Origin of the sequence: Streptomyces sp. SLBN-8D4 (assembly GCF_049739545.1) — a bacterium.
GTDB classification, from domain to species: Bacteria; Actinomycetota; Actinomycetes; order Streptomycetales; family Streptomycetaceae; genus Streptomyces; species Streptomyces canus_C.
Genome location: NZ_JBMGQC010000001.1, coordinates 2,947,129 through 2,967,220, shown reverse-complemented (window position 1 = coordinate 2,967,220; position 20,092 = coordinate 2,947,129). Strand labels below are relative to the sequence as shown.

Annotated in this window: 20 protein-coding genes and 1 pseudogene; 20 read left to right on the top strand and 1 reads right to left on the bottom strand. The window is 70.5% G+C overall.

The window, feature by feature from the left end; genetic code table 11:
- Window positions 1-170 precede the first annotated feature (170 nt).
- The 4 genes from RKD20_RS12935 to ffh all read left to right on the top strand — a co-directional run bounded on the left by RKD20_RS12935 (window position 171) and on the right by ffh (window position 5,943).
- A complete protein-coding gene (locus RKD20_RS12935) occupies window positions 171-1,502 on the top strand; it encodes an ammonium transporter (protein WP_424877867.1) in 1,332 nt (443 codons plus the stop codon).
- Window positions 1,499-1,837 (top strand): P-II family nitrogen regulator, encoded by a 339-nt coding sequence (locus RKD20_RS12930; protein WP_003997576.1) that lies wholly within the window; start codon window positions 1,499-1,501, stop codon window positions 1,835-1,837. Before RKD20_RS12935 ends, RKD20_RS12930 begins: the two co-directional genes overlap by 4 nt.
- A 26-nt stretch (window positions 1,838-1,863) precedes the next feature.
- Window positions 1,864-4,311 (top strand): [protein-PII] uridylyltransferase, encoded by a 2,448-nt coding sequence (locus RKD20_RS12925; RefSeq protein ID WP_424877866.1) that lies wholly within the window; start codon window positions 1,864-1,866, stop codon window positions 4,309-4,311.
- An 84-nt stretch (window positions 4,312-4,395) separates the two neighbouring features.
- On the top strand, window positions 4,396-5,943 hold the full coding sequence (gene ffh / locus RKD20_RS12920; protein WP_424877865.1) for a signal recognition particle protein: 1,548 nt from the start codon (window positions 4,396-4,398) through the stop codon (window positions 5,941-5,943).
- Window positions 5,944-6,059: 116 nt separating this feature from the next.
- On the opposite strand, the gene RKD20_RS12915 is transcribed toward ffh, so the two are convergent.
- The gene (locus RKD20_RS12915; protein ID WP_424877864.1) at window positions 6,060-6,917 is read right to left on the bottom strand and encodes an SAM-dependent methyltransferase; all 858 of its coding nucleotides are present in this window, start codon (window positions 6,915-6,917) and stop codon (window positions 6,060-6,062) included.
- 199 nt (window positions 6,918-7,116) lie between these two features.
- Here RKD20_RS12915 and proS point away from each other — a divergent pair, with 199 nt between their 5' ends.
- The 16 genes and pseudogenes from proS to dprA all read left to right on the top strand — a co-directional run bounded on the left by proS (window position 7,117) and on the right by dprA (window position 20,016).
- On the top strand, window positions 7,117-8,532 hold the full coding sequence (proS, locus tag RKD20_RS12910; protein ID WP_424877863.1) for a proline--tRNA ligase: 1,416 nt from the start codon (window positions 7,117-7,119) through the stop codon (window positions 8,530-8,532).
- Window positions 8,533-8,793: 261 nt separating this feature from the next.
- Window positions 8,794-9,396, top strand: a complete 603-nt coding sequence (locus RKD20_RS12905; RefSeq protein WP_007384963.1) for a hypothetical protein — start codon at window positions 8,794-8,796, stop codon at window positions 9,394-9,396.
- A 252-nt stretch (window positions 9,397-9,648) separates the two neighbouring features.
- Window positions 9,649-10,077 (top strand): 30S ribosomal protein S16, encoded by a 429-nt coding sequence (rpsP, locus tag RKD20_RS12900; RefSeq protein WP_007384964.1) that lies wholly within the window; start codon window positions 9,649-9,651, stop codon window positions 10,075-10,077.
- 2 nt (window positions 10,078-10,079) lie between these two features.
- Window positions 10,080-10,319, top strand: a complete 240-nt coding sequence (locus RKD20_RS12895) for an RNA-binding protein (protein WP_007384965.1) — start codon at window positions 10,080-10,082, stop codon at window positions 10,317-10,319.
- 93 nt (window positions 10,320-10,412) lie between these two features.
- On the top strand, window positions 10,413-10,955 hold the full coding sequence (rimM, locus tag RKD20_RS12890) for a ribosome maturation factor RimM (protein ID WP_020120979.1): 543 nt from the start codon (window positions 10,413-10,415) through the stop codon (window positions 10,953-10,955).
- A 3-nt stretch (window positions 10,956-10,958) separates the two neighbouring features.
- Window positions 10,959-11,792, top strand: a complete 834-nt coding sequence (gene trmD / locus RKD20_RS12885) for a tRNA (guanosine(37)-N1)-methyltransferase TrmD (RefSeq protein WP_424877862.1) — start codon at window positions 10,959-10,961, stop codon at window positions 11,790-11,792.
- A gap of 132 nt (window positions 11,793-11,924) precedes the next feature.
- A complete protein-coding gene (gene rplS, locus RKD20_RS12880) occupies window positions 11,925-12,275 on the top strand; it encodes a 50S ribosomal protein L19 (RefSeq protein WP_007384968.1) in 351 nt (116 codons plus the stop codon).
- A 45-nt stretch (window positions 12,276-12,320) separates the two neighbouring features.
- Window positions 12,321-13,016: a signal peptidase I gene (gene lepB / locus RKD20_RS12875; RefSeq protein WP_424877861.1), complete on the top strand. Its 696-nt coding sequence runs from the start codon at window positions 12,321-12,323 to the stop codon at window positions 13,014-13,016.
- Window positions 13,009-14,104 (top strand): annotated as a pseudogene (gene lepB / locus RKD20_RS12870) (signal peptidase I). Before lepB (RKD20_RS12875) ends, lepB (RKD20_RS12870) begins: the two are co-directional and overlap by 8 nt.
- Window positions 13,992-14,963: a signal peptidase I gene (lepB, locus tag RKD20_RS12865; protein WP_424877860.1), complete on the top strand. Its 972-nt coding sequence runs from the start codon at window positions 13,992-13,994 to the stop codon at window positions 14,961-14,963. Before lepB (RKD20_RS12870) ends, lepB (RKD20_RS12865) begins: the two are co-directional and overlap by 113 nt.
- 124 nt (window positions 14,964-15,087) lie before the next feature.
- Entirely contained in the window at window positions 15,088-15,861 is a 774-nt protein-coding gene (gene lepB, locus RKD20_RS12860; RefSeq protein ID WP_424877859.1) for a signal peptidase I, read from the top strand.
- Window positions 15,851-16,369: an NUDIX hydrolase gene (locus RKD20_RS12855; protein ID WP_424877858.1), complete on the top strand. Its 519-nt coding sequence runs from the start codon at window positions 15,851-15,853 to the stop codon at window positions 16,367-16,369. The genes lepB (RKD20_RS12860) and RKD20_RS12855 overlap by 11 nt, the downstream gene beginning before the upstream one ends.
- A gap of 56 nt (window positions 16,370-16,425) precedes the next feature.
- Window positions 16,426-16,734, top strand: coding sequence for a DUF2469 domain-containing protein (locus tag RKD20_RS12850; RefSeq protein WP_003965949.1), 309 nt, complete (start codon window positions 16,426-16,428; stop codon window positions 16,732-16,734).
- 138 nt (window positions 16,735-16,872) lie between these two features.
- On the top strand, window positions 16,873-17,235 hold the full coding sequence (locus RKD20_RS12845) for a YraN family protein (protein WP_424877857.1): 363 nt from the start codon (window positions 16,873-16,875) through the stop codon (window positions 17,233-17,235).
- Window position 17,236: 1 nt separating this feature from the next.
- Complete coding sequence (locus RKD20_RS12840) at window positions 17,237-18,862, top strand: YifB family Mg chelatase-like AAA ATPase (RefSeq protein ID WP_424877856.1); 1,626 nt, start codon at window positions 17,237-17,239, stop codon at window positions 18,860-18,862.
- Window positions 18,859-20,016, top strand: a complete 1,158-nt coding sequence (gene dprA, locus RKD20_RS12835) for a DNA-processing protein DprA (RefSeq protein ID WP_424877855.1) — start codon at window positions 18,859-18,861, stop codon at window positions 20,014-20,016. Before RKD20_RS12840 ends, dprA begins: the two co-directional genes overlap by 4 nt.
- Window positions 20,017-20,092 lie beyond the last annotated feature (76 nt).

Genomic DNA, 20,092 nt, shown 5'->3' with positions numbered 1-20,092 from the left:
CTGCCAGTTCATCGATGCGTAACACGCAAGGCGTCTTCGTCACGGTGGCGAAACAACGAGGGGCTTCCACCGAAACCGCGCTGCGCGAATCTCATGGCGCATAACCGGCCCACCCCTCAAATCCGCTCTGGCTTCCCGCACGGGGCCGTACCTACGACGAGGAGACGCCGATGGCACCAGCCATCACGCTCGCCGCAGACAAGCTGTCTGTGGCGAACACAGGCTTCATGTTGATCTGTTCCGCCCTGGTGCTGATCATGACGCCGGGTCTTGCCTTCTTCTACGGAGGCATGGTCCGCGTCAAGAGCACCCTCAACATGCTGATGATGAGCTTCATCAGCATGGGTATCGTCACCATCCTGTGGGTGGTCTACGGCTTCTCCATGGCGTTCGGTACGGACCACGGTTCGCTCATCGGCTGGGAATCCGACTTCTTCGGATGGACCGGCATCGACAAGGGCGACATCTGGTCCGGGTACACGATCCCGGTTCTCGCCTTCGCCGTCTTCCAGATGATGTTCGCGATCATCACGCCCGCCCTGATAAGCGGCGCGATCGCCGACCGCGTGAAGTTCTCCGCCTGGGCGCTCTTCGTCGCGCTGTGGGCGACGGTCGTGTACTTCCCGGTCGCCCACTGGGTCTGGGGCACCGGCGGCTGGGCCTTCGAGCTCGGTGTGATCGACTTCGCCGGTGGTACCGCGGTCCACATCAACGCGGGTGCCGCGGCGCTCGGTGTGATCCTGGTCATCGGCAAGCGCGTCGGCTTCAAGCGCGACCCGATGCGCCCGCACAGCCTCCCGCTGGTCATGCTCGGCGCCGGTCTGCTGTGGTTCGGCTGGTTCGGCTTCAACGCCGGCTCGTGGCTCGGCAACGACGACGGCGTCGGCTCGCTGATGTTCGTCAACACGCAGATCGCCACCGCCGCCGCGATGCTCGCCTGGCTCGCCTACGAGAAGATCCGCCACGGCGCGTTCACCACCCTCGGTGCCGCCTCCGGCGCGGTCGCCGGTCTGGTCGCCATCACCCCCTCCGGCGGTGCGATCACCCCGATCGGCGCGATCTGCATCGGCGCCATCGCCGGTGTCGCCTGCGCCGCGGCCGTCGGCCTGAAGTACCGGTTCAACTACGACGACTCCCTGGACGTCGTCGGCGTCCACATGGTCGGCGGAATCATCGGCTCCCTGCTGATCGGCTTCTTCGCCAGCGGCAAGGGCCAGTCCGACGTCAAGGGCCTCTTCTACGGCGGCAACGCGGACCAGCTCTGGAAGCAGTGCGCCGGTGTCTTCGCGGTCCTCGCCTACTCCCTGATCGCCTCCGCGATCCTGGCCTTCCTGCTCGACAAGACGATCGGCATGCGGGTCAGCGAGGACGAGGAGGTGTCCGGCATCGACCAGGCCGAGCACGCCGAGACCGCATACGACTTCAGCGGCGCCGGTGGCGGCGCCGCCCGGACCTCCGCCACGGCACCGGCCGCCGACGCGGGCAAGAAGGTGGACGCATGAAGCTCATCACCGCCGTCGTCAAGCCGCACCGGCTCGACGAGATCAAGGAAGCCCTCCAGGCCTTCGGGGTCCACGGCCTGACGGTCACCGAGGCGAGCGGCTACGGTCGTCAGCGGGGCCACACCGAGGTCTACCGCGGCGCCGAGTACACCGTGGACCTGGTGCCGAAGATCCGCATCGAGGTCCTCGCCGAGGACGACGACGCCGAGCAGCTGATCGACGTCATCGTCAAGGCGGCCCGCACCGGCAAGATCGGTGATGGCAAGGTCTGGTCCCTGCCGGTCGAGACCGCCGTACGGGTCAGGACGGGCGAGCGCGGCCCGGACGCGCTCTGACCGAAGAACAGAACAGGAGCTGCTGGGTGACGAGCACGAACGTGCGCAAGGATGCAGAGGACTCGGGACCCAGCGGCTACGCGGCGGCCCGGCTGCGCCTCCTCCAGGAGGGGGCGCGGTCCGGGCCGCCGCGCCGTTCCGCCCTCGCCGAACTGACCGACGACTGGCTCTCGGGTCTGTTCACCGCGGGCAACGAGCAGGTGCGCGGCGTCTCCCTGATCGCCGTCGGCGGTTACGGCCGCGGCGAGCTGTCGCCGCGCAGCGACCTGGACCTGGTCCTGCTGCACGACGGCAGCGACCCGGGCGCGGTCGCCACCCTCGCCGACCGCATCTGGTACCCCGTGTGGGACCTCGGCCTCGCCCTCGACCACTCCGTGCGCACGCCCGCAGAGGCCCGCAAGACGGCCGCGGAGGACCTGAAGGTCCAACTCGGCCTGCTGGACGCCCGCCACATCGCCGGTGACCTGGGTCTGACGACCGGTCTGCGCACGGCGGTCCTCGCCGACTGGCGCAACCAGGCCCCCAAACGCCTTCCCGAGCTCCAGGAACTGTGCGCCGAGCGCGCCGAACGCCAGGGCGAGCTCCAGTACCTGCTCGAACCCGATCTCAAAGAGGCCCGCGGCGGCCTCCGCGACGCCACCGCCCTGCGCGCCGTCGCCGCCTCCTGGCTCGCCGACGCCCCGCGCGAGGGCCTCGACGACGCCCGGCGCCGGCTGCTCGACGTCCGGGACGCCCTGCACCTGACGACGGGCCGCGCCACCGACCGGCTCGCCCTCCAGGAGCAGGACCAGGTCGCCGCCGAACTCGGGCTGCTCGACGCCGACACCCTGCTGCGGCAGGTCTACGAGGCCGCCCGGGTCATCGCGTACGCCAGCGACGTCACCTGGCGCGAGGTGGGGCGCGTCCTCAGGTCGCGTGCCGTGCGGCCACGGCTGCGCGCCATGCTCGGGGGCGGCAAGCCCGTCGCCGAGAGGTCACCTCTGGCGGAGGGTGTCGTCGAGCAGGACGGCGAGGTGGTGCTCGCCCGCGCCGCGCGCCCCGACCGGGACCCCGTGCTCCCGCTGCGTGCCGCGGCCGCCGCCGCCCAGGCCGGACTCCCGCTCTCCCTGCACGCCGTGCGCCGCATGGCGGCCGGCGGGCGCCCGCTGCCCACGCCCTGGCCCGCCGAGGCCCGCGAACAGCTCGTGACCCTGCTCGGCTCCGGCCGGCCCACCATCGAGGTCTGGGAGGCACTGGAGGCCGAGGGACTGATCACCCGGATGCTGCCCGACTGGGAGCGGGTGCGCTGCCGCCCGCAGCGCAACGCCGTGCACATCTGGACCGTCGACCGGCACCTGATCGAGACGGCGGTCCGCGCCTCGGAGTTCACCCGGCGCGTCCACCGCCCCGACCTGCTGCTCGTCGCCGCCCTGCTGCACGACATCGGCAAGGGCTGGCCCGGCGACCACTCGGTGGCCGGCGAGATCATCGCGAAGGACGTCGCCGCGCGCATCGGCTTCGACCGCGACGAGGTCGCCGTACTCGCCGCTCTCGTACGGCACCACCTGCTGCTCGTGGACACCGCGACCCGGCGTGACCTGGAGGACCCGGCCACCGTGCGCTCGGTCGCCGAGGCGGTCGGGTCGCAGGGCACGCTGGAACTGCTGCACGCGCTGACCGAGGCCGACGCCCTGGCCACCGGACCGGCCGCCTGGTCGTCCTGGCGGGGCTCGCTCGTCGCCGACCTGGTCAAGCGGGTGTCCGCGGTGCTCGCCGGGGACGACCCCGACGAGCCCGAGGCCGCCGCGCCCACCGCCGAGCAGGAGCGGCTCGCCATCGAGGCGCTCGCGACGGGCGGCCCGGTGCTGTCCCTGCGCGCGCAGACCGAGCCGCCCGCCGACGCCCAGCCCTCGGGCGACCCGGAACCGCTCGGCGTGGAGCTGGTGATCGCCGTACCCGACCAGCCGGGTGTGCTGCCCGCGGTAGCCGGAGTGCTGGCCGTGCACCGGCTGACCGTCCGCACCGCGGAGCTGAGCACCCAGGAGCTGCCCGACGGCGTCGAGGGCGCCGTGCTCCTGCTGAACTGGCGGGTCGCCGCCCAGTACGGCTCGCTGCCCCAGGCGGCCCGGCTGCGCGCCGATCTCGTACGGGTCCTGGACGGCTCACTGGATGTCGCCGCGCGTCTCGCCGAGCGGGACGCCGCCTATCCGAGGCGCCGGGGTGTCGTCGCGCCCCCCGCGCGCGTGACGGTCGCCGCGGCCGCCTCCCGGCACGCCACGGTGATCGAGGTGCGCGCCCAGGACGCCCCCGGACTGCTGTTCCGCATCGGACGCGCGCTGGAGGACGCCGGGGTGCGGATGCGCAGCGCGCACGTGTCGACGCTGGGCGCCAACGCGGTGGACGCCTTCTACGTCACCGACGGCAAGGGCGTCCCGCTCGGGGCCGGTGAAGCGGCTTCGGTGGCCCGGAAGCTGGAGGAGACCCTGCGGGGCTGACCGGGGGATCCCGGCTATGCGTGTCGCCGGGATACCCTGGAGGGCGATTCCCAGCTGCCACCGACCCCGAGGACCGCGAGCGCCGTGTTCGATACTCTTTCCGATCGCCTCTCAGCGACTTTCAAGAACCTGCGCGGCAAGGGACGGCTCTCCGAGGCGGACATCGACGCCACCGCGCGCGAGATCCGGATCGCGCTGCTGGAAGCGGACGTGGCGCTCCCGGTCGTCCGGACGTTCATCAAGAACGTCAAGGAGCGTGCCCTCGGTGCCGATGTCTCCCGGGCGCTGAACCCCGCCCAGCAGGTCCTGAAGATCGTGAACGAGGAGCTCGTCACGATCCTGGGCGGCGAGACCCGGCGCCTGCGGTTCGCCAAGAACCCGCCCACCGTGATCATGCTGGCGGGTCTCCAGGGTGCCGGCAAGACCACCCTCGCGGGCAAGCTGGGCCACTGGCTGAAGGAGCAGGGCCACTCGCCGCTGCTCGTCGCCGCCGACCTCCAGCGCCCCAACGCCGTCAACCAGCTCAGCGTGGTCGCCGAGCGCGCCGGGGTCGCGGTCTACGCCCCCGAGCCGGGCAACGGCGTCGGTGACCCGATCAAGGTCGCCAAGAACTCCATCGAGCACGCCAAGGCGAAGGTCCACGACATCGTGATCGTGGACACCGCCGGGCGTCTCGGTATCGACCAGGAGCTGATGCGGCAGGCCGCGGACATCCGCGACGCCGTCAGCCCCGACGAGATCCTCTTCGTCGTCGACGCGATGATCGGTCAGGACGCGGTCAACACCGCCGAGTCCTTCCGCGACGGCGTCGGCTTCGACGGCGTGGTGCTCTCCAAGCTCGACGGTGACGCCCGCGGTGGTGCCGCCCTGTCGATCCGGCAGATCACCGGCAAGCCGATCATGTTCGCGTCGAACGGCGAGAAGCTCGAGGACTTCGACGCCTTCCACCCTGACCGGATGGCCTCCCGCATCCTCGACATGGGTGACCTGCTCACCCTGATCGAGCAGGCGGAGAAGACGTTCAGTCAGGAAGAGGCCGAGAAGATGGCCTCCAAGCTGGCGTCCAAGAAGGGCCAGGACTTCACCCTGGACGACTTCCTGGCCCAGATGGAACAGGTCCGGAAGATGGGCAGCATCTCCAAGCTGCTCGGCATGCTCCCCGGCATGGGCCAGATCAAGGACCAGATCAACAACCTCGACGAGCGGGACGTCGACCGCACGGCCGCCATCATCAAGTCGATGACCCCGGCCGAGCGCGCCGACGCCACGATCATCAACGGCTCGCGCCGCGCCCGGATCGCCAAGGGCTCCGGCGTCGAGGTCAGCGCGGTCAAGAACCTCGTCGAGCGGTTCTTCGAGGCCCGCAAGATGATGTCCCGCATGGCTCAGGGCGGCGGCATGCCCGGCATGCCCGGCATCCCGGGTATGGGCGGCGGCCCCGGCCGGGCCAAGAAGCAGCCCAAGAAGGCCAAGGGCAAGCAGCGCTCCGGCAACCCGATGAAGCGCAAGCAGCAGGAGCAGGAGGAGGCCGCGCGCAAGGCCGCCCAGGCCGGCAGCGCCTTCGGGGTGCCCGGCCAGCAGGCCCCGCAGGACTTCGAGCTGCCGGACGAGTTCAAGAAGTTCATGGGCTGAGTTCACGCCCGCGTGCGCCGGGGGTGGGTGTTGGTCGCAACGTCCGGATATGACCGACCCCGCCCCGGCGCGCAAGTCTCCTGAGCAACCCGGGCGTACCTAGGAGCCGCCGCGTGCTAGGCCACGCGCGCGACCAAGTAGCGGAAGACGTTCGGCATCCACACCGTGCCGTCCCGGCGCTGGTACGGATGCAGGGCTTCCGTCACCTCCTTGTCCACCTGCGCCTGGTCGGTCGCCTCGATGGCCGCGTCGAAGAGGCCGGTCGACAGCAGGCCCTTGAGGGCGCTGCCGAGGTCGGCGTACCCGAAGGGGCAGGAAACCCTCCCCGAGCCGTCGGGCCGCAGGCCGGCCCGCTGGGCGACCTCCTCCAGGTCGTCGCGCAGGGCCGGGCGCCAACTGCCCGTGCCGCGCAGCGGTTCCGCCAGCTTGGTGGCCACCCGCAGCACGGACGTCGTGGCGCACCGCTCCGGCGGACCCCAGCCGACGAGTGCCACGGGCGCTCCCGGCTCGGCGAGCGGTGTCGCCGAGGCGAGCAGGTCACCGAGCCCCTCCGAGTCGCCCGCGAGACACCCGATCGGCTCGAAGGCGGTCACGAGGGTGTACGGGGCGGTCCGGGCGTCGGAGGCGTCCCCGGGCGCTCCCTCGACGAGCCTGGTGCGGACACGCGTGCGTGCGCCCCACGCCTCCGGCTGCAGCCGCTCGCGCGCGAGCGCCAGCCGTTCCGGGGAGGAGGGCTCGACACCGGCGACCGCGGCGCCTCTGGAGGCGGCCATCAGCAGGGCGAGCCCGCTGCCGCAGCCGAGGCCCAGCAGCCGCGTCGTGGGGCCCACTTCCAGTCGCTCGTAGACGGCCTCGTACAGCGGGACCAGCATCCGCTCCTGGATCTCGGACCAGTCACGCGCGCGTGCACCGAGGTCGCGACGGGAGGTCTCTCCCGTCGAGGGCAGGTGCTGCCGCACGAGCGTAGGTGTCATGGATAAGCGCCCCAATCCGCCGAGAGTTGACTCTGTGCCCGATTCCGTAGCCCCCGTGACGTGCGCTCGCAGTTCCCCCGTATGCCAGGTAACTCCGCACTCGACCGCTCGTCCAGAGGCAGAAGGGCCCTGCTGCCGGTTGGCATGTGCCGGGGAAAAGAATTCACATCCCGGCAATGTGCGCCCGTAACATCGCGTCATGCCAAAGGCACCTGTTCTCACACCCCGGGCGGACGACTTCCCGCGCTGGTACCAGGATCTGATCGCCAAGGCCGAACTGGCCGACAACGGCCCGGTGCGCGGCACCATGGTCATCCGACCGTACGGGTACGGGCTGTGGGAGCGGATGCAGGCCGAGATGGACGCCCGGATCAAGGCGACGGGCACGCAGAACGCGTACTTCCCGCTGCTGATCCCGCAGTCGTACCTCACCCGCGAGGCCGACCACGTCGAGGGCTTCGCGCCCGAGCTCGCGGTCGTCACGCACGGCGGCGGCAAGGAGCTGGAGGAGCCCGCGGTCGTCCGCCCCACCTCCGAGATGATCATCAACGACTACTTCTCGAAGTGGGTGCAGAGCTACCGCGACCTGCCGCTGCTGATCAACCAGTGGGCGAACGTGGTGCGTTGGGAGCTCAGGCCCCGGCTCTTTCTGCGGACGACGGAGTTCCTCTGGCAGGAGGGCCACACCGCGCACGCGACCGCGGAGGACGCGCGCGTGTTCGCCTCGCACATCCACCGGCAGGTCTACCAGGACTTCATGACCCACGTCCTCGCCATGGACGTCGTCCCCGGCCGCAAGACCGTCAAGGAGCGCTTCGCCGGCGCCGTCAACACCCTCACCCTCGAAGGCATGATGGGCGACGGCAAGGCCCTCCAGATGGCCACCAGTCACGAGCTGGGCCAGAACTTCGCCAAGGCCTTCAACACCTCGTACCTGTCCAAGGACGGCACCCAGGAACTCGTCTGGCAGACCTCCTGGGGCTCCACTACCCGCATGATCGGCGCCCTGGTGATGATGCACGGCGACGACAACGGCCTGCGCGTCCCGCCGCGGCTGGCGCAGACCCAGGTCGTCGTTCTGGCCATCAAGGGGGACCAACAGGTTCTGGCCAAGGTCCGCGACATCGGCGACCGGTTGACGGCGGCGGGCCTGCGCGTCCACGTCGACGACCGCGTCGACACCCCCTTCGGCCGCCGCGCGGTCGACTGGGAGCTCAAGGGCGTGCCGGTCCGCGTCGAGGTCGGACCCCGTGACCTGGAGAACGGCACCGCGATGGTGGCCCGCCGCATCCCGGGCGGCAAGGAGGCGGTAGCCGTCGACGATCTCGTACGACTGCTCCCGGCCGTCCTGGAGGAGGACCAGGCGCTGCTGCTGGCCCAGTCCCGCGAGCGCCGCGAGTCCCGGACGGCCGACGTGTCGACGTTCGACGAGGCCGTCGAGGCCGCCGTCGCCGGCGGCTGGGCGCGGATCCCGTGGGCCACTCTGCGCGAGGAAGGCGAGGCCAGACTGGCCGAGTACGGGGCGACCGTACGGTGTCTGGTCGCGGAGGACGGGTCGGTGCCGGGAACCGACGACGCCCCCGGTAACGTCGCAGTGGTCGCGTGCGCTTACTGAGGCAGCGCCCTTCCGGCGCGAGAGCGACCGAAACGCCTCTTGCGCACCTGCGGATCACAACCGCACCCGCGCGTGGACACGATCTACGCGCCGGGGCGTACCTCACACTACGTACCGGCTTGGTACGAGCTGTGAGGCTTCTCCGCAGATCAGCGCACCCGCCCTCGTCTCCACGCATCAGCGGCAACTGACGGGTACGTGCAAATTATTTGGGATGCCCCGGAATAGGAACACCGGGGCACTCTGGCTCGTTGTCATTACGTGAGCACGACACAGACACCACCTGTTCTCGCCGCAGAGCTGGCAGAGGCGTGGGCCGACATTCAGCGGTACCACCCCGAACTGCCCGACCTTGCCGCGCCAGAGTCCCTGATCGGGGAGTCGTCGTCCGCGTGCGGTCACGAGCTCTCCTTCGAGCGACTGCTTCACGAGGCAGTCCACGGCATCGCCGCCGCGCGAGGCATCCGCGACACCTCCCGCGCCGGCCGCTACCACAACCGCAGATTCCTCGCGATCGCCGAGGAGATGGGCCTGGACCACCCCGAGGAGCCGCACCCGAGCAGTGGCTTCTCGCTGGTCTCGCTCACCCCCGAGGCAAAGCGCCGGTACCGCCCGACCATCGAGCGGCTCCAGCGCGCACTCAAGGCCCACACGGCGGCGACCTCCGCCGACACCGCCCGCTCCTTCCGGGGTCCGGCGGCGCGGCACGGCTCCTCCGGAGGCGGGGTCCGGGTCAAGGCGGTCTGCGACTGCGGCCGCAATGTGAGGGTCGTTCCTTCCGTCCTGGCCCAGGCGCCGATCGTCTGCGGGGGCTGCGGGAAACCGTTCCGCATCCCCGAGATCGTGGGCGCGGCAGCGAGCTGAATCGCGGCTGCTCGTGGCAGCCGCGGTCCTGCCCGAGGGCACCTGGAGTGCCGGGTGCCCCTCAGGCATGCTCGCGCGTGGTCCCGGTCGGAGAGGAGCCCCGGGGTGTGGCACAATGGCTAGCTGTACTCGACAGCCGCACAGGAACCCTCTCGCCTCCGGCTGACGCGTCCATCGGGCACTCGGGTACCGCAACCCCACGCGGCTTTCTCGCCGTGCCCAACCACGTCAAATCCAGGAGAATCCACTCCCGTGGCAGTCAAGATCAAGCTGAAGCGTCTGGGCAAGATCCGTGCGCCTCACTACCGCATCGTCGTCGCCGACTCCCGCACCCGTCGTGACGGCCGTGCGATCGAGGAGATCGGCCTGTACCACCCGGTGCAGAACCCCTCGCGCATCGAGGTCGACTCGGAGCGCGCGCAGTACTGGCTGGGTGTCGGCGCGCAGCCGACCGAGCCCGTGCTCGCCATCCTGAAGAAGACCGGCGACTGGCAGAAGTTCAAGGGCGAGCCCGCCCCGGCTCCGCTGCTCCAGCCGGCCGAGAAGGCCGCGCGTCCCTCGTTCGAGGCCCTCGGTGGCGACGACGCGGGCAAGGGTGAGGCCATCACCCAGAAGAAGAAGGCCGAGAAGAAGGACGAGGCTGCCGCTGAGTCGTCTTCGTCTGAGTCGACCGAGGCCTGAGCATGCTCGAGGAGGCTCTCGAGCACCTCGTGAAGGGCATCGTCGACAACCCTGACGACGTGCAGGTCGCCTCGCGCACCCTGCGTCGCGGGCGAGTGCTGGAGGTCCGGGTCCACCCCGACGACCTCGGCAAGGTGATCGGCCGCAACGGCCGCACCGCTCGCGCCCTGCGTACCGTCGTGGGGGCCATCGGCGGCCGCGGTGTCCGCGTCGACCTCGTCGACGTCGACCACGTCCGCTGACGTCAAACGCAGCACCGGCTCGGGCCGGGGAGGGCCATCGGGCCGTCCCCGGCCCGTAGTCGTTACGGGCCCAACGACAGGAGATCTTCGGAAGTGCAGCTCGTAGTCGCGCGGATCGGCCGTGCCCATGGCATCAAGGGCGAGGTCACCGTCGAGGTCCGCACCGACGAGCCGGAACTCCGGCTCGCACCCGGCGCCGTACTGGCGACCGACCCGGCCGCCACCGGCCCGCTCACCATCGAGACGGGCCGCGTCCACAGCGGCCGCCTCCTGCTGCGTTTCGAGGGTGTCCGTGACCGGACCGCCGCCGAGGCGCTGCGCAACACCCTCCTGATCGCCGAGATCGACCCGGAGGAGCTGCCCGAGGAGGAGGACGAGTACTACGACCACCAGCTCATGGACCTCGACGTCGTGACCAAGGACGGCGTGGAGGTCGGCCGGATCACCGAGATCTCGCACCTGCCCTCCCAGGACCTCTTCATCGTGGAGCGGCCCGACGGCAGCGAGGTGATGATCCCGTTCGTCGAGGAGATCGTCACCGAGATCGACCTCGCCGAGCAGAAGGCCGTCATCGACCCGCCTCCCGGGCTGATCGACGACCGCGCCGAGATCGCGTCCTCGCGGGAAGAGTCGTAGAAGATGCGCCTCGACGTCGTCACGATCTTCCCCGAGTACCTCGACCCCCTGAACGTCTCCCTGGTCGGCAAGGCACGCGCGCGGGGACAGCTGAACGTGCACGTCCACGATCTGCGCCAGTGGACGTACGACCGCCACAACACCGTCGACGACACCCCGTACGGCGGCGGCCCGGGCATGGTCATGAAGACCGACCCGTGGGGGGAAGCGCTGGACTCCGTGCTGGCGGACGGCTACGAGACGGGCTCCGGTGCGCCCGCCCTCGTCGTCCCCACCCCGAGCGGCCGCCCCTTCACCCAGGAACTCGCCGTGGAGCTCTCCGAGCGCCCCTGGCTGATCTTCACGCCCGCGCGCTACGAGGGCATCGACCGGCGGGTGATCGACGAGTACGCCGGCAGGATGCCGGTCCACGAGGTGTCCATCGGCGACTACGTCCTCGCCGGCGGCGAAGCGGCCGTCCTGGTGATCACCGAGGCGGTGGCCCGGCTGCTGCCCGGCGTCCTCGGCAACGCCGAGTCGCACCGGGACGACTCCTTCGCGCCCGGAGCCATGGCCAACCTGCTCGAAGGCCCCGTCTACACCAAGCCGCCCGAGTGGCGCGGCCGCGGTATCCCGGACGTCCTGCTCAGCGGGCACCACGGCAAGATCGCCCGCTGGCGGCGCGACGAGGCGCTCAGGCGTACGGCGGCCAACCGGCCCGACCTCATCGAGCGCTGCGACCCGGCGGCCTTCAACAAGAAGGACCGCGAGATGCTCTCCATCCTGGGCTGGGCACCGGACCCGGCGGGGGAGCCGTACGGCCGATTTTGGCGCAGGCCAGAAGGCATGGAACAATAGGCCGCTGTTGTGCGTCGTCCGGCGTGCGCCCCTGCCACAGGGGGACACGACGCCCGCCCCGACACGGACAGCCTCCTCACGAACTCCAGCTACCGCCGATGACCTGTGGCATGGGCGAAGAAAGCAGACGAAATGTCTCACCTGCTCGACACCGTCGACTCCGCGTCGCTGCGCACCGACATCCCGGCCTTCCGCCCGGGTGACACCGTCAACGTCCACGTCCGCGTCATCGAGGGCAACCGCTCCCGTGTGCAGCAGTTCAAGGGCGTAGTCATCCGTCGCCAGGGCGCCGGTGTCCGCGAGACCTTCACGGTCCGCAAGGTCTCCTTCTCCGTCGGCGTCGAGCGCACCTTCCCGGTGCACACCCCGATCGTCGAGAAGATCGAGCTCGTCACCCGCGGTGACGTGCGTCGCGCCAAGCTGTACTACCTGCGCGAGCTGCGCGGCAAGGCCGCGAAGATCAAGGAGAAGCGCGACAACTGAGCGCTTCTCGGACGTCACAGCGCGGCCGGATAGCATCTGGCCCCGATGGACACCGAAGCACAGCCGACGGAGCGCGACCGCTCCTCCCGCCCCGCACCAGGGGCCGCGGAGGGACGGTCGCGTTTCGCGTTGGTGTCGAGGATCACCCAGTGGCTGCCCGGCGGCCGGATCTCCCTGACCCTGCTGGTCTGCCTGGTCTTTCTCTTGCTGATCAGTACGTTCGTGGTCAGACCTTTCCAGATTCCCAGCGGATCCATGGAAAACGGATTGAGGATCGGGGACCGCGTTCTCGTAAATAGGTTGGCGTACCGTTTCGGTGCCGTGCCGCAGCGGGGAGATGTGGTCGTGTTCGACGGAACCGGGTATTTCGGGGACGGGGACTACGTCAAGCGCGTTGTGGGCGTGGGGGGAGACCACGTGGTCTGCTGCGACAAGAAGGGGAGGGTCGAGGTGAACGGCCGGTCGGTCGACGAGTCGGGCTTCCTGTACCCCGGCGACAGCCCGTCCTCGGTGCCCTTCGACGTCGAGGTGCCCGACGGCACCCTGTTCGTCCTCGGTGACCACCGCAGCGTCTCCAGCGACTCCCGGGACCATCTGGGCTCACCGGGCGGCGGCATGATCCCTGTCGACGACGTCCTCGGCCGGGCCGACTGGATCATCTGGCCCGCCGGCCACGCCGACCGCCTGCACCGTTCCGCCGCCTACGCGCGCGTGCCCGCAAGGGAGGGCGCGCATGGGTAACCGCGGCAAGCCGCGCGGTGTGTCCACCACCCCCGCCGAGAATCTGCTGCCCACCGGCGTCCGGCGGTCCGCCAGCCCGGCGGGCGGCCGCTCACGCGCCGAGCGACGCCACCTCCAGCGCAAGGTCAAGCGGCGCAGGAGGCGTGGCGCGGTCAAGGAGATACCCCTCCTGGTCGGCGTGGCCGTCCTGATAGCCCTGGTCCTGAAGACGTTTCTGGTCCAGGCGTTCGTGATCCCGTCCGGCTCGATGGAGCAGACGATCCGGATCGGCGACCGCGTCCTGGTCGACAAGTTCACCCCGTGGTTCGGCTCCGAGCCGAAGCGCGGGGACGTCGTCGTCTTCAAGGACCCCGGCGGCTGGCTCCAGGACGAGCAGACCACGAAGAAGAAGGACGACCCCGTCGTCGTCAAGCAGGTCAAGGAAGGGCTCACCTTCATCGGCCTGCTGCCGTCCGACAACGAGAAGGACCTGATCAAGCGGGTCGTCGGAGTCGGCGGCGACCGCGTCAAGTGCTGTGACACCGAGGGGCGGGTCACCGTCAACGGCGTCCCCCTGAGCGAGACGGACTACCTGTATCCCGGGAACGCCCCGTCCACCCAGCAGTTCGACATCACCGTCCCCAAGGGGCGGCTGTGGGTGATGGGTGACCATCGCGCCAACTCCGCGGACTCCCGCTTCCACCAGGACACCCGACTACGGCGGCACCGTGTCCCTGGACTCGGTGGTGGGACGGGCCAGGGTCATCGCGTGGCCCTTCGGCCACTGGAACATGCTCGACGAACCGAAAACTTACTCTTCCGTTGCCGACTCGGTGTCCGGGACGACCGCAGCCTCCCGGGCGTCGCTTAGGGTTGCTCACGACGATCCGAACGAAGCGATCCAACTCCCGAGCCCTGCGGAACTCCCGCTCGTTATGGGAGTGGTGGGCCTGCGCCGTACCTGGCGCAGGCGGCGGCACAGAGTAAGGAGTTGGCGTGGGGGATGTGGCGGTTGGCGCACGATCCGGGCACGACGGCGAGGAGCACCGCGGACGCCCCGTGGAAGCAGCCGACCCGGCATCGGACAGCGCCGTGACCTCCGGGAGTGACTCCGGGGCGACCGAGGACGGTACGGCGACGGAGGTCCGGGGAGGGGGGCCGGGCGATTCGACCCCCGCGGCGAAGAAGCAGCGCTCCTTCTGGAAGGAGCTGCCCATCCTGATCGGCATCGCGCTCGTGCTGGCGTTGCTGATCAAGACGTTCCTGGTGCAGGCCTTCTCGATCCCCTCCGACTCGATGCAGAACACCCTCCAGCAGGGTGACCGGGTGCTGGTGGACAAGCTCACCCCGTGGTTCGGCTCCAAGCCCGAGCGCGGCGAGGTCGTCGTCTTCCACGACCCCGACAACTGGCTGGCGGGCGAACCCACGGCGAACCCGAACGCGGTACAGACGTTCCTCTCCTGGATCGGCCTGATGCCCTCCGCCGAGGAGAAGGACCTCATCAAGCGCGTCGTCGGCGTGGGCGGTGACACCGTCTCCTGCGAGGGCACCGGACCGCTGAAGATCAACGGTCACGCGCTGAGCGAGTCGTCGTACGTCTACGCCGGCAACACCCCGTGCAGCCAGGACGACCAGGGCGGCCAGTTCACCGTGAAGGTCCCCAAGGGTTACATCTGGGTGATGGGCGACCACCGGCAGAACTCCCGTGACTCGCGCTACAACCAGTCCGACAAGCACCACGGCATGGTCCCGGTCGACGACGTCGTGGGCCGCGCCATCGTGAAGGCCTGGCCGATCAACCGCTGGGGCACACTGCCCAAGCCGGACACCTTCGACCAGGCCGGCGTCAACGACAAGGCGTCGGCCTCCGCCGCCCTGACGGTCGCGCCCCAGGGGATCGCCCTCGTCGGTGTGGTGCCGGTGGCGCTGTGGCGGCGCAGGAAGGCCGCCGTCGAGCGGACTCGCTGAGCACCGTCCTGCCGACCGGACCGCCTGGCTGTCGCGGGCCTGGTGAAAGCTTTGCGGAGCTTGTCGCTCCGGCCGGGCGGGAGGGGCTGACCCGCTCGGGTACCGCCGGGTAGGGTGCGGATCCATGGGTGGCGAGAGCACTACACGTACGGCCCCGCACAGCGGTGGCACCAGCACGGGCCCGGTGGGCGGCCGGACCGGACAGCGACTGTCCGGACTGGCCGTCGCGCTGGGCCTGGTGCTGTTTCTCGGGGGATTCGCCTGGGGAGCGGTGCTGTACCGGCCGTACACCGTGCCCACCGGTTCGATGACGCCCACGATCGACGTCGGCGCCCGAGTGCTGGCGCAGCGCGTCGACGGCGACGAGGTGCGCCGGGGCGACGTCGTCGTCTTCACCGACAAGACCTGGGTGAGCAACGGGCCCGTGGTCAAGCGGGTCGTCGCGGTCGGCGGTGACACGGTCTCCTGCTGCACGGACGGGAAGCTGACCGTCAACGGCAAGGCGCTCGACGAGACCTATCTCAAGGGCGGCGTGGTGGAGGACAAGTCCATCCCCACGGTGAAGGTGCCCAAGGGCCGCCTGTTCCTGCTGGGCGACGAGCGCCAGGGCTCGCTGGACTCCTCCGTCCACCTCACCGACGCCGCCCAGGGCACCGTCGCGAGCTCGGCCGTCACCGCTCGCGTGGACGCCGTGGTCTGGCCCATGAAGGGCATGCTGGAGCGCCCCTCCGCCTTCGAGCCGCTCGGCGCGCTCTCCTCACCCGGCCCGCTGCGTACGATCGTCGTTCTGATCGTCGCCGGCGGGGTGCTGGTCCTCGGCGGCGGCGCGTACGGGCCGGTCGCCAAGCTCTTCAGCAGGCGCTCCCGGGTCCGGACGGAGCCCGTGGGTGCCCGCTGAGGCGTCGGCCGCGGCCTTGTCCGGAGGCGGGCTGCGCAAGGTGGCCCGGGTGGTGCTGCTGGATCCCGAGGACCGCATCCTGCTGCTGCACGGCCACGAGCCGGACGATCCGTTCGACGACTGGTGGTTCACACCCGGCGGCGGACTGGAGGGCGACGAAACCCGTGAAGAGGCCGCACTGAGGGAACTCGCCGAGGAGACCGGCATCACCGAGGTGGAACTCGGGCCGGTGCTCTGGCGGCGGACGTGCTCGTTCCCGTTCGCGGGCCGTCGCTGGGACCAGGACGAGTGGTACTACCTGGCCCGTACGACGGTGACGGACACCGGGGCCACGGCCCTGACCGAGCTGGAGCGACGCAGTGTCGCCGGAGCGCGCTGGTGGACGTGTCAGGAACTGACCCGGGCACATGAGACGGTGTATCCGACCAGACTCGCCGAGCTGCTGCGCAGGCTGCTAGACGAAGGTCCCCCGGCCGGGCCCGTGACCCTCGACACCGAAATCGTCTAGGTGCCGACGGGACTGGCGCACAATGGTGGGATCGCACGGCTGAAGGGGAACATGCCATGAGCGCCGAGGACCTCGAGAAGTACGAGACCGAGATGGAGCTCAAGCTCTACCGGGAGTACCGCGATGTCGTCGGTCTGTTCAAATACGTGATCGAGACCGAGCGGCGTTTCTACCTGACCAACGACTACGAGATGCAGGTGCATTCGGTCCAGGGTGAGGTGTTCTTCGAGGTGTCCATGGCAGATGCGTGGGTGTGGGACATGTATCGGCCGGCTCGCTTCGTGAAACAGGTCCGCGTATTGACGTTCAAGGACGTGAACATCGAGGAGCTGAACAAGAGTGATCTGGAGCTGCCGGGCGGCTGACGGTGGCTTTCACTCACGTGGCTGACGGTGGATTTCACCCATGTGAGTGACGAGGTTTTCCACAACCGCTGAGTAGTCCACCAAGATCAACTCGGTGGGCGGGGTTGCGTGATCGTTGGCGCCGGAGGTGGTGCCGACATGAACGCAAGCAGTGCACTCGGCAAGTACGGCGAGAGTCTGGCCGCGCGGCGGCTGACCGAGGCCGGGATGACGGTCCTGGAGCGCAACTGGCGCTGTGGCAGGACGGGCGAGATCGACATCGTGGCGCGGGACGGCGAGGTCCTCGTCGTCTGCGAGGTCAAGACACGGCGGGCCGGTGCGTTCGAGCACCCGATGGCCGCGGTGACTCCCGACAAGGCGGAGCGTCTGCGGAGCCTCGCCGCATGCTGGATCCACGCCCACGGAGGAGCGCCACAGGGAGGCGTCCGCATCGACCTGGTGGGCGTCGTCCTGCCCCAGCGCGGCGCACCCGTGGTCGAGCATGCGCGGGGGGTGGCCTGAGATGGGTTTCGCTCGCACGTGCTCGGTGGCGCTGGTGGGCGTCGAAGGGGTCGTGGTAGAGGTTCAGGCCGACCTGGAGCCCGGCGTCGCGGCCTTCACGCTGGTGGGGCTGCCGGACAAGAGTCTGACGGAGAGCCGGGACCGGGTTCGGGCGGCCGTCGTGAACTCGGGCGGTGAATGGCCCCAGAAGAAACTCACGGTGGGACTCAGCCCGGCGTCGGTGCCGAAGGCGGGTTCGGGGTTCGACCTCGCTGTCGCGTGTGCGGTGCTGGGGGCCGCCGAGCGGATCGACCCGCGCGTCCTCGCAGACATCGTGATGATCGGCGAGCTGGGCCTGGACGGCCGGGTTCGTCCGGTCCGGGGCATCCTGCCCGCGGTGCTGGCCGCCGCGGACGCCGGCTACGAACAGGTCGTCGTCCCGGAGTGCGCCGCGGCCGAGGCCTCGCTGGTGCCCGGTGTCTCCGTGCTGGGCGTACGCAGTCTGCGGCAGCTGATCGCGGTCCTCGCGGACGAACCGGTGCCCGACGAGGAACCGCGCGAGCCGGGCCGCCCCGACCCGCTGCTGGCCGGCCTGCGCGTGCCGGGCACGGGTGCCGCCACCGGCATGCACAGCGCGGGAGCCGCACAGCAGGACCACGGACACGACCTGGCCGACGTCGTCGGTCAGACCTCGGCGCGTACGGCCGTGGAGGTCGCGGCGGCCGGTGGCCATCACCTGTTCCTGGAGGGGCCGCCGGGAGCGGGCAAGACGATGCTCGCCGAGCGGCTGCCCGCGGTGCTGCCCCGGCTGGCCCGGGAGGAGTCGCTCGAGGTGACGGCGGTGCACTCGGTGGCCGGTCTGCTGCCACCGGGCAAGCCCCTGATCGACGTCGCCCCCTACTGCGCCCCGCACCACTCGGCCACCATGCAGGCACTCGTCGGCGGAGGGCCAGGCATCGCCCGTCCCGGGGCGGTGTCCCTGTCTCATCGCGGTGTCCTCTTCCTGGACGAGACACCCGAGTTCAACACCCAGGCCCTCGACGCGCTGCGGCAGCCACTGGAGGCGGGACACGTCGTGATCGCGCGCAGCGCGGGTGTCGTACGGTTCCCGGCGCGGTTCCTGATGGTGCTCGCGGCCAACCCGTGCCCCTGCGGTCGCTTCTCGCAGACCGACGACTTCTGCGAGTGCCCGCCCTCGGCCGTCCGCCGCTACCAGGCCCGGCTCTCCGGGCCGCTGCTCGACCGGGTCGACCTGCGGGTGCAGGTGGACCGCGTCACGCGCGACCAGCTCGCCGGCCGGGGCGCCCGGGGCGAGTCGACCGCCGTGGTCGCGGACCGGGTGCGGGCCGCACGGGTACGCGCGGCGACGCGCCTCGCCGGCACCCCGTGGCGCACCAACAGCGAGGTGCCCGGACGCGAGCTTCGCAGCCGCTGGCAAGCCGTGTCCGGGGCCATGGACGAGGCCGAACGCAATCTGGAGCGGGGCGTCCTGTCCGCCCGAGGCCTCGACCGCGTCCTGCGCGTCGCCTGGACCGTCGCGGACCTCGTCGGACACGACCGCCCGGACGCGACGGACGTCGCCCTGGCGCTGCAACTGCGCACCGGAGTACCCCGGGGCGTACCGATGGCCATCGGGGCGCTGACATGACCGGCGACGAACCCGACGACGAACTGCTCGACCGTGTCCTGCTCGCTCGCGTCGTCGAGCCCGGTGACGAGGTCGGCGGGCGGTGGATCCGGGAGCGGGGCGTACGGGAGGTGGCCGCGCGGTTGCGCGGGGACGGGGAGCCGCTGCCCGGGGTGAGCGAGAAGCGCTGGGGTGGGATGCGGGCCCGGGCCGAGGTGGCGGAGCCGCGCCGGGATCTCGCTGTCGCGTACGAGGCCGGTGCCCGGTTCGTCGTGCCCGGGGGAGCCGAGTGGCCGGGACAGCTCGACGGCCTCGGGGACGCCCGGCCGATCGGACTGTGGGTGCGGGGGCGGCCCAGCCTTCGGATGTGGGCGCTCAGGTCCGTCGCCCTCGTCGGAGCCCGTGCCTGTACCGAGTACGGCGCCCACATGGCGGCCACCCTCGGCACCGGGCTCGCCGAGCTCGGGTGGGTCGTCGTGTCGGGCGGGGCCTACGGGGTCGACGGTGCCGCCCATCGCGGTGCCCTCGGCGCCGGCGGCGCCACCGTCGCCGTGCTGGCCTGCGGGGTCGACCGGCCCTATCCGCGCGGACACGCCCAGTTGATCACTAGAATCGCGGAACAGGGCCTGGTGATCGGGGAGTTGCCGCCCGGCGATCATCCGACGCCCAGCAGATTCGTGCTGCGCAACAGGGTGATCGCCGCCCTCACCCGGGGCACCGTGGTCGTCGAGGCCGCCCACCGCAGCGGCTCACTGGTCACCGCGCGTGCGGCACAGCGGTTGGGCCGTCACACGATGGGGGTGCCCGGGCCGGCCACCAGCAGCCTGTCCGCCGGGGTGCACGAGCTGCTGCGCGGGGGCGCCACGCTGGTCACGGACGCCGCGGAAGTCGTGGAGCTGATCGGCGACATGGGGGAGCTGGCCCCCGACCGGCGCGGACCGGTGCTGCCGCGCGATCTGCTGGACCCGGAGGCACGAAAAGTCCTGTCGGCGCTGCCCGGGCGGCGGGAGGCGGGCGTGGACGAGATCGCGCGGGGTGCGCAGACGACGCGGGACGACGCCGTCGCGAGACTGTACGAACTCCGTGCACTTGGTTACGTCGAACGACACGGCGACGGCTGGAAGTTGACACGCCAGGCGATGATCTCCGTCCAGGGTGGCCACACCCTGTGTTGACGGAGCGTGTTCGGCCGTCCGGGGGAACCCCGAAGCCCTTGGAAATTACCGCAGTTGGGGTGTTCCGTTGATCACA

Excerpts from the sequence above, each read along its gene's own strand:
- RKD20_RS12935 (WP_424877867.1), top strand. The coding sequence starts at position 171 with ATGGCACCAGCCATCACGCTCGCCGCAGACAAGCTGTCTGTGGCGAAC.
- RKD20_RS12930 (WP_003997576.1), top strand. The coding sequence starts at position 1,499 with ATGAAGCTCATCACCGCCGTCGTCAAGCCGCACCGGCTCGACGAGATC.
- RKD20_RS12915 (WP_424877864.1), bottom strand. The coding sequence starts at position 6,917 with ATGACACCTACGCTCGTGCGGCAGCACCTGCCCTCGACGGGAGAGACC.
- proS (WP_424877863.1), top strand. The coding sequence starts at position 7,117 with ATGCCAAAGGCACCTGTTCTCACACCCCGGGCGGACGACTTCCCGCGC.
- RKD20_RS12895 (WP_007384965.1), top strand. The coding sequence starts at position 10,080 with ATGCTCGAGGAGGCTCTCGAGCACCTCGTGAAGGGCATCGTCGACAAC.
- trmD (WP_424877862.1), top strand. The coding sequence starts at position 10,959 with ATGCGCCTCGACGTCGTCACGATCTTCCCCGAGTACCTCGACCCCCTG.
- rplS (WP_007384968.1), top strand. The coding sequence starts at position 11,925 with ATGTCTCACCTGCTCGACACCGTCGACTCCGCGTCGCTGCGCACCGAC.
- lepB (WP_424877861.1), top strand. The coding sequence starts at position 12,321 with ATGGACACCGAAGCACAGCCGACGGAGCGCGACCGCTCCTCCCGCCCC.
- lepB (WP_424877859.1), top strand. The coding sequence starts at position 15,088 with ATGGGTGGCGAGAGCACTACACGTACGGCCCCGCACAGCGGTGGCACC.
- RKD20_RS12850 (WP_003965949.1), top strand. The coding sequence starts at position 16,426 with ATGAGCGCCGAGGACCTCGAGAAGTACGAGACCGAGATGGAGCTCAAG.
- RKD20_RS12845 (WP_424877857.1), top strand. The coding sequence starts at position 16,873 with ATGAACGCAAGCAGTGCACTCGGCAAGTACGGCGAGAGTCTGGCCGCG.
- RKD20_RS12840 (WP_424877856.1), top strand. The coding sequence starts at position 17,237 with ATGGGTTTCGCTCGCACGTGCTCGGTGGCGCTGGTGGGCGTCGAAGGG.
- dprA (WP_424877855.1), top strand. The coding sequence starts at position 18,859 with ATGACCGGCGACGAACCCGACGACGAACTGCTCGACCGTGTCCTGCTC.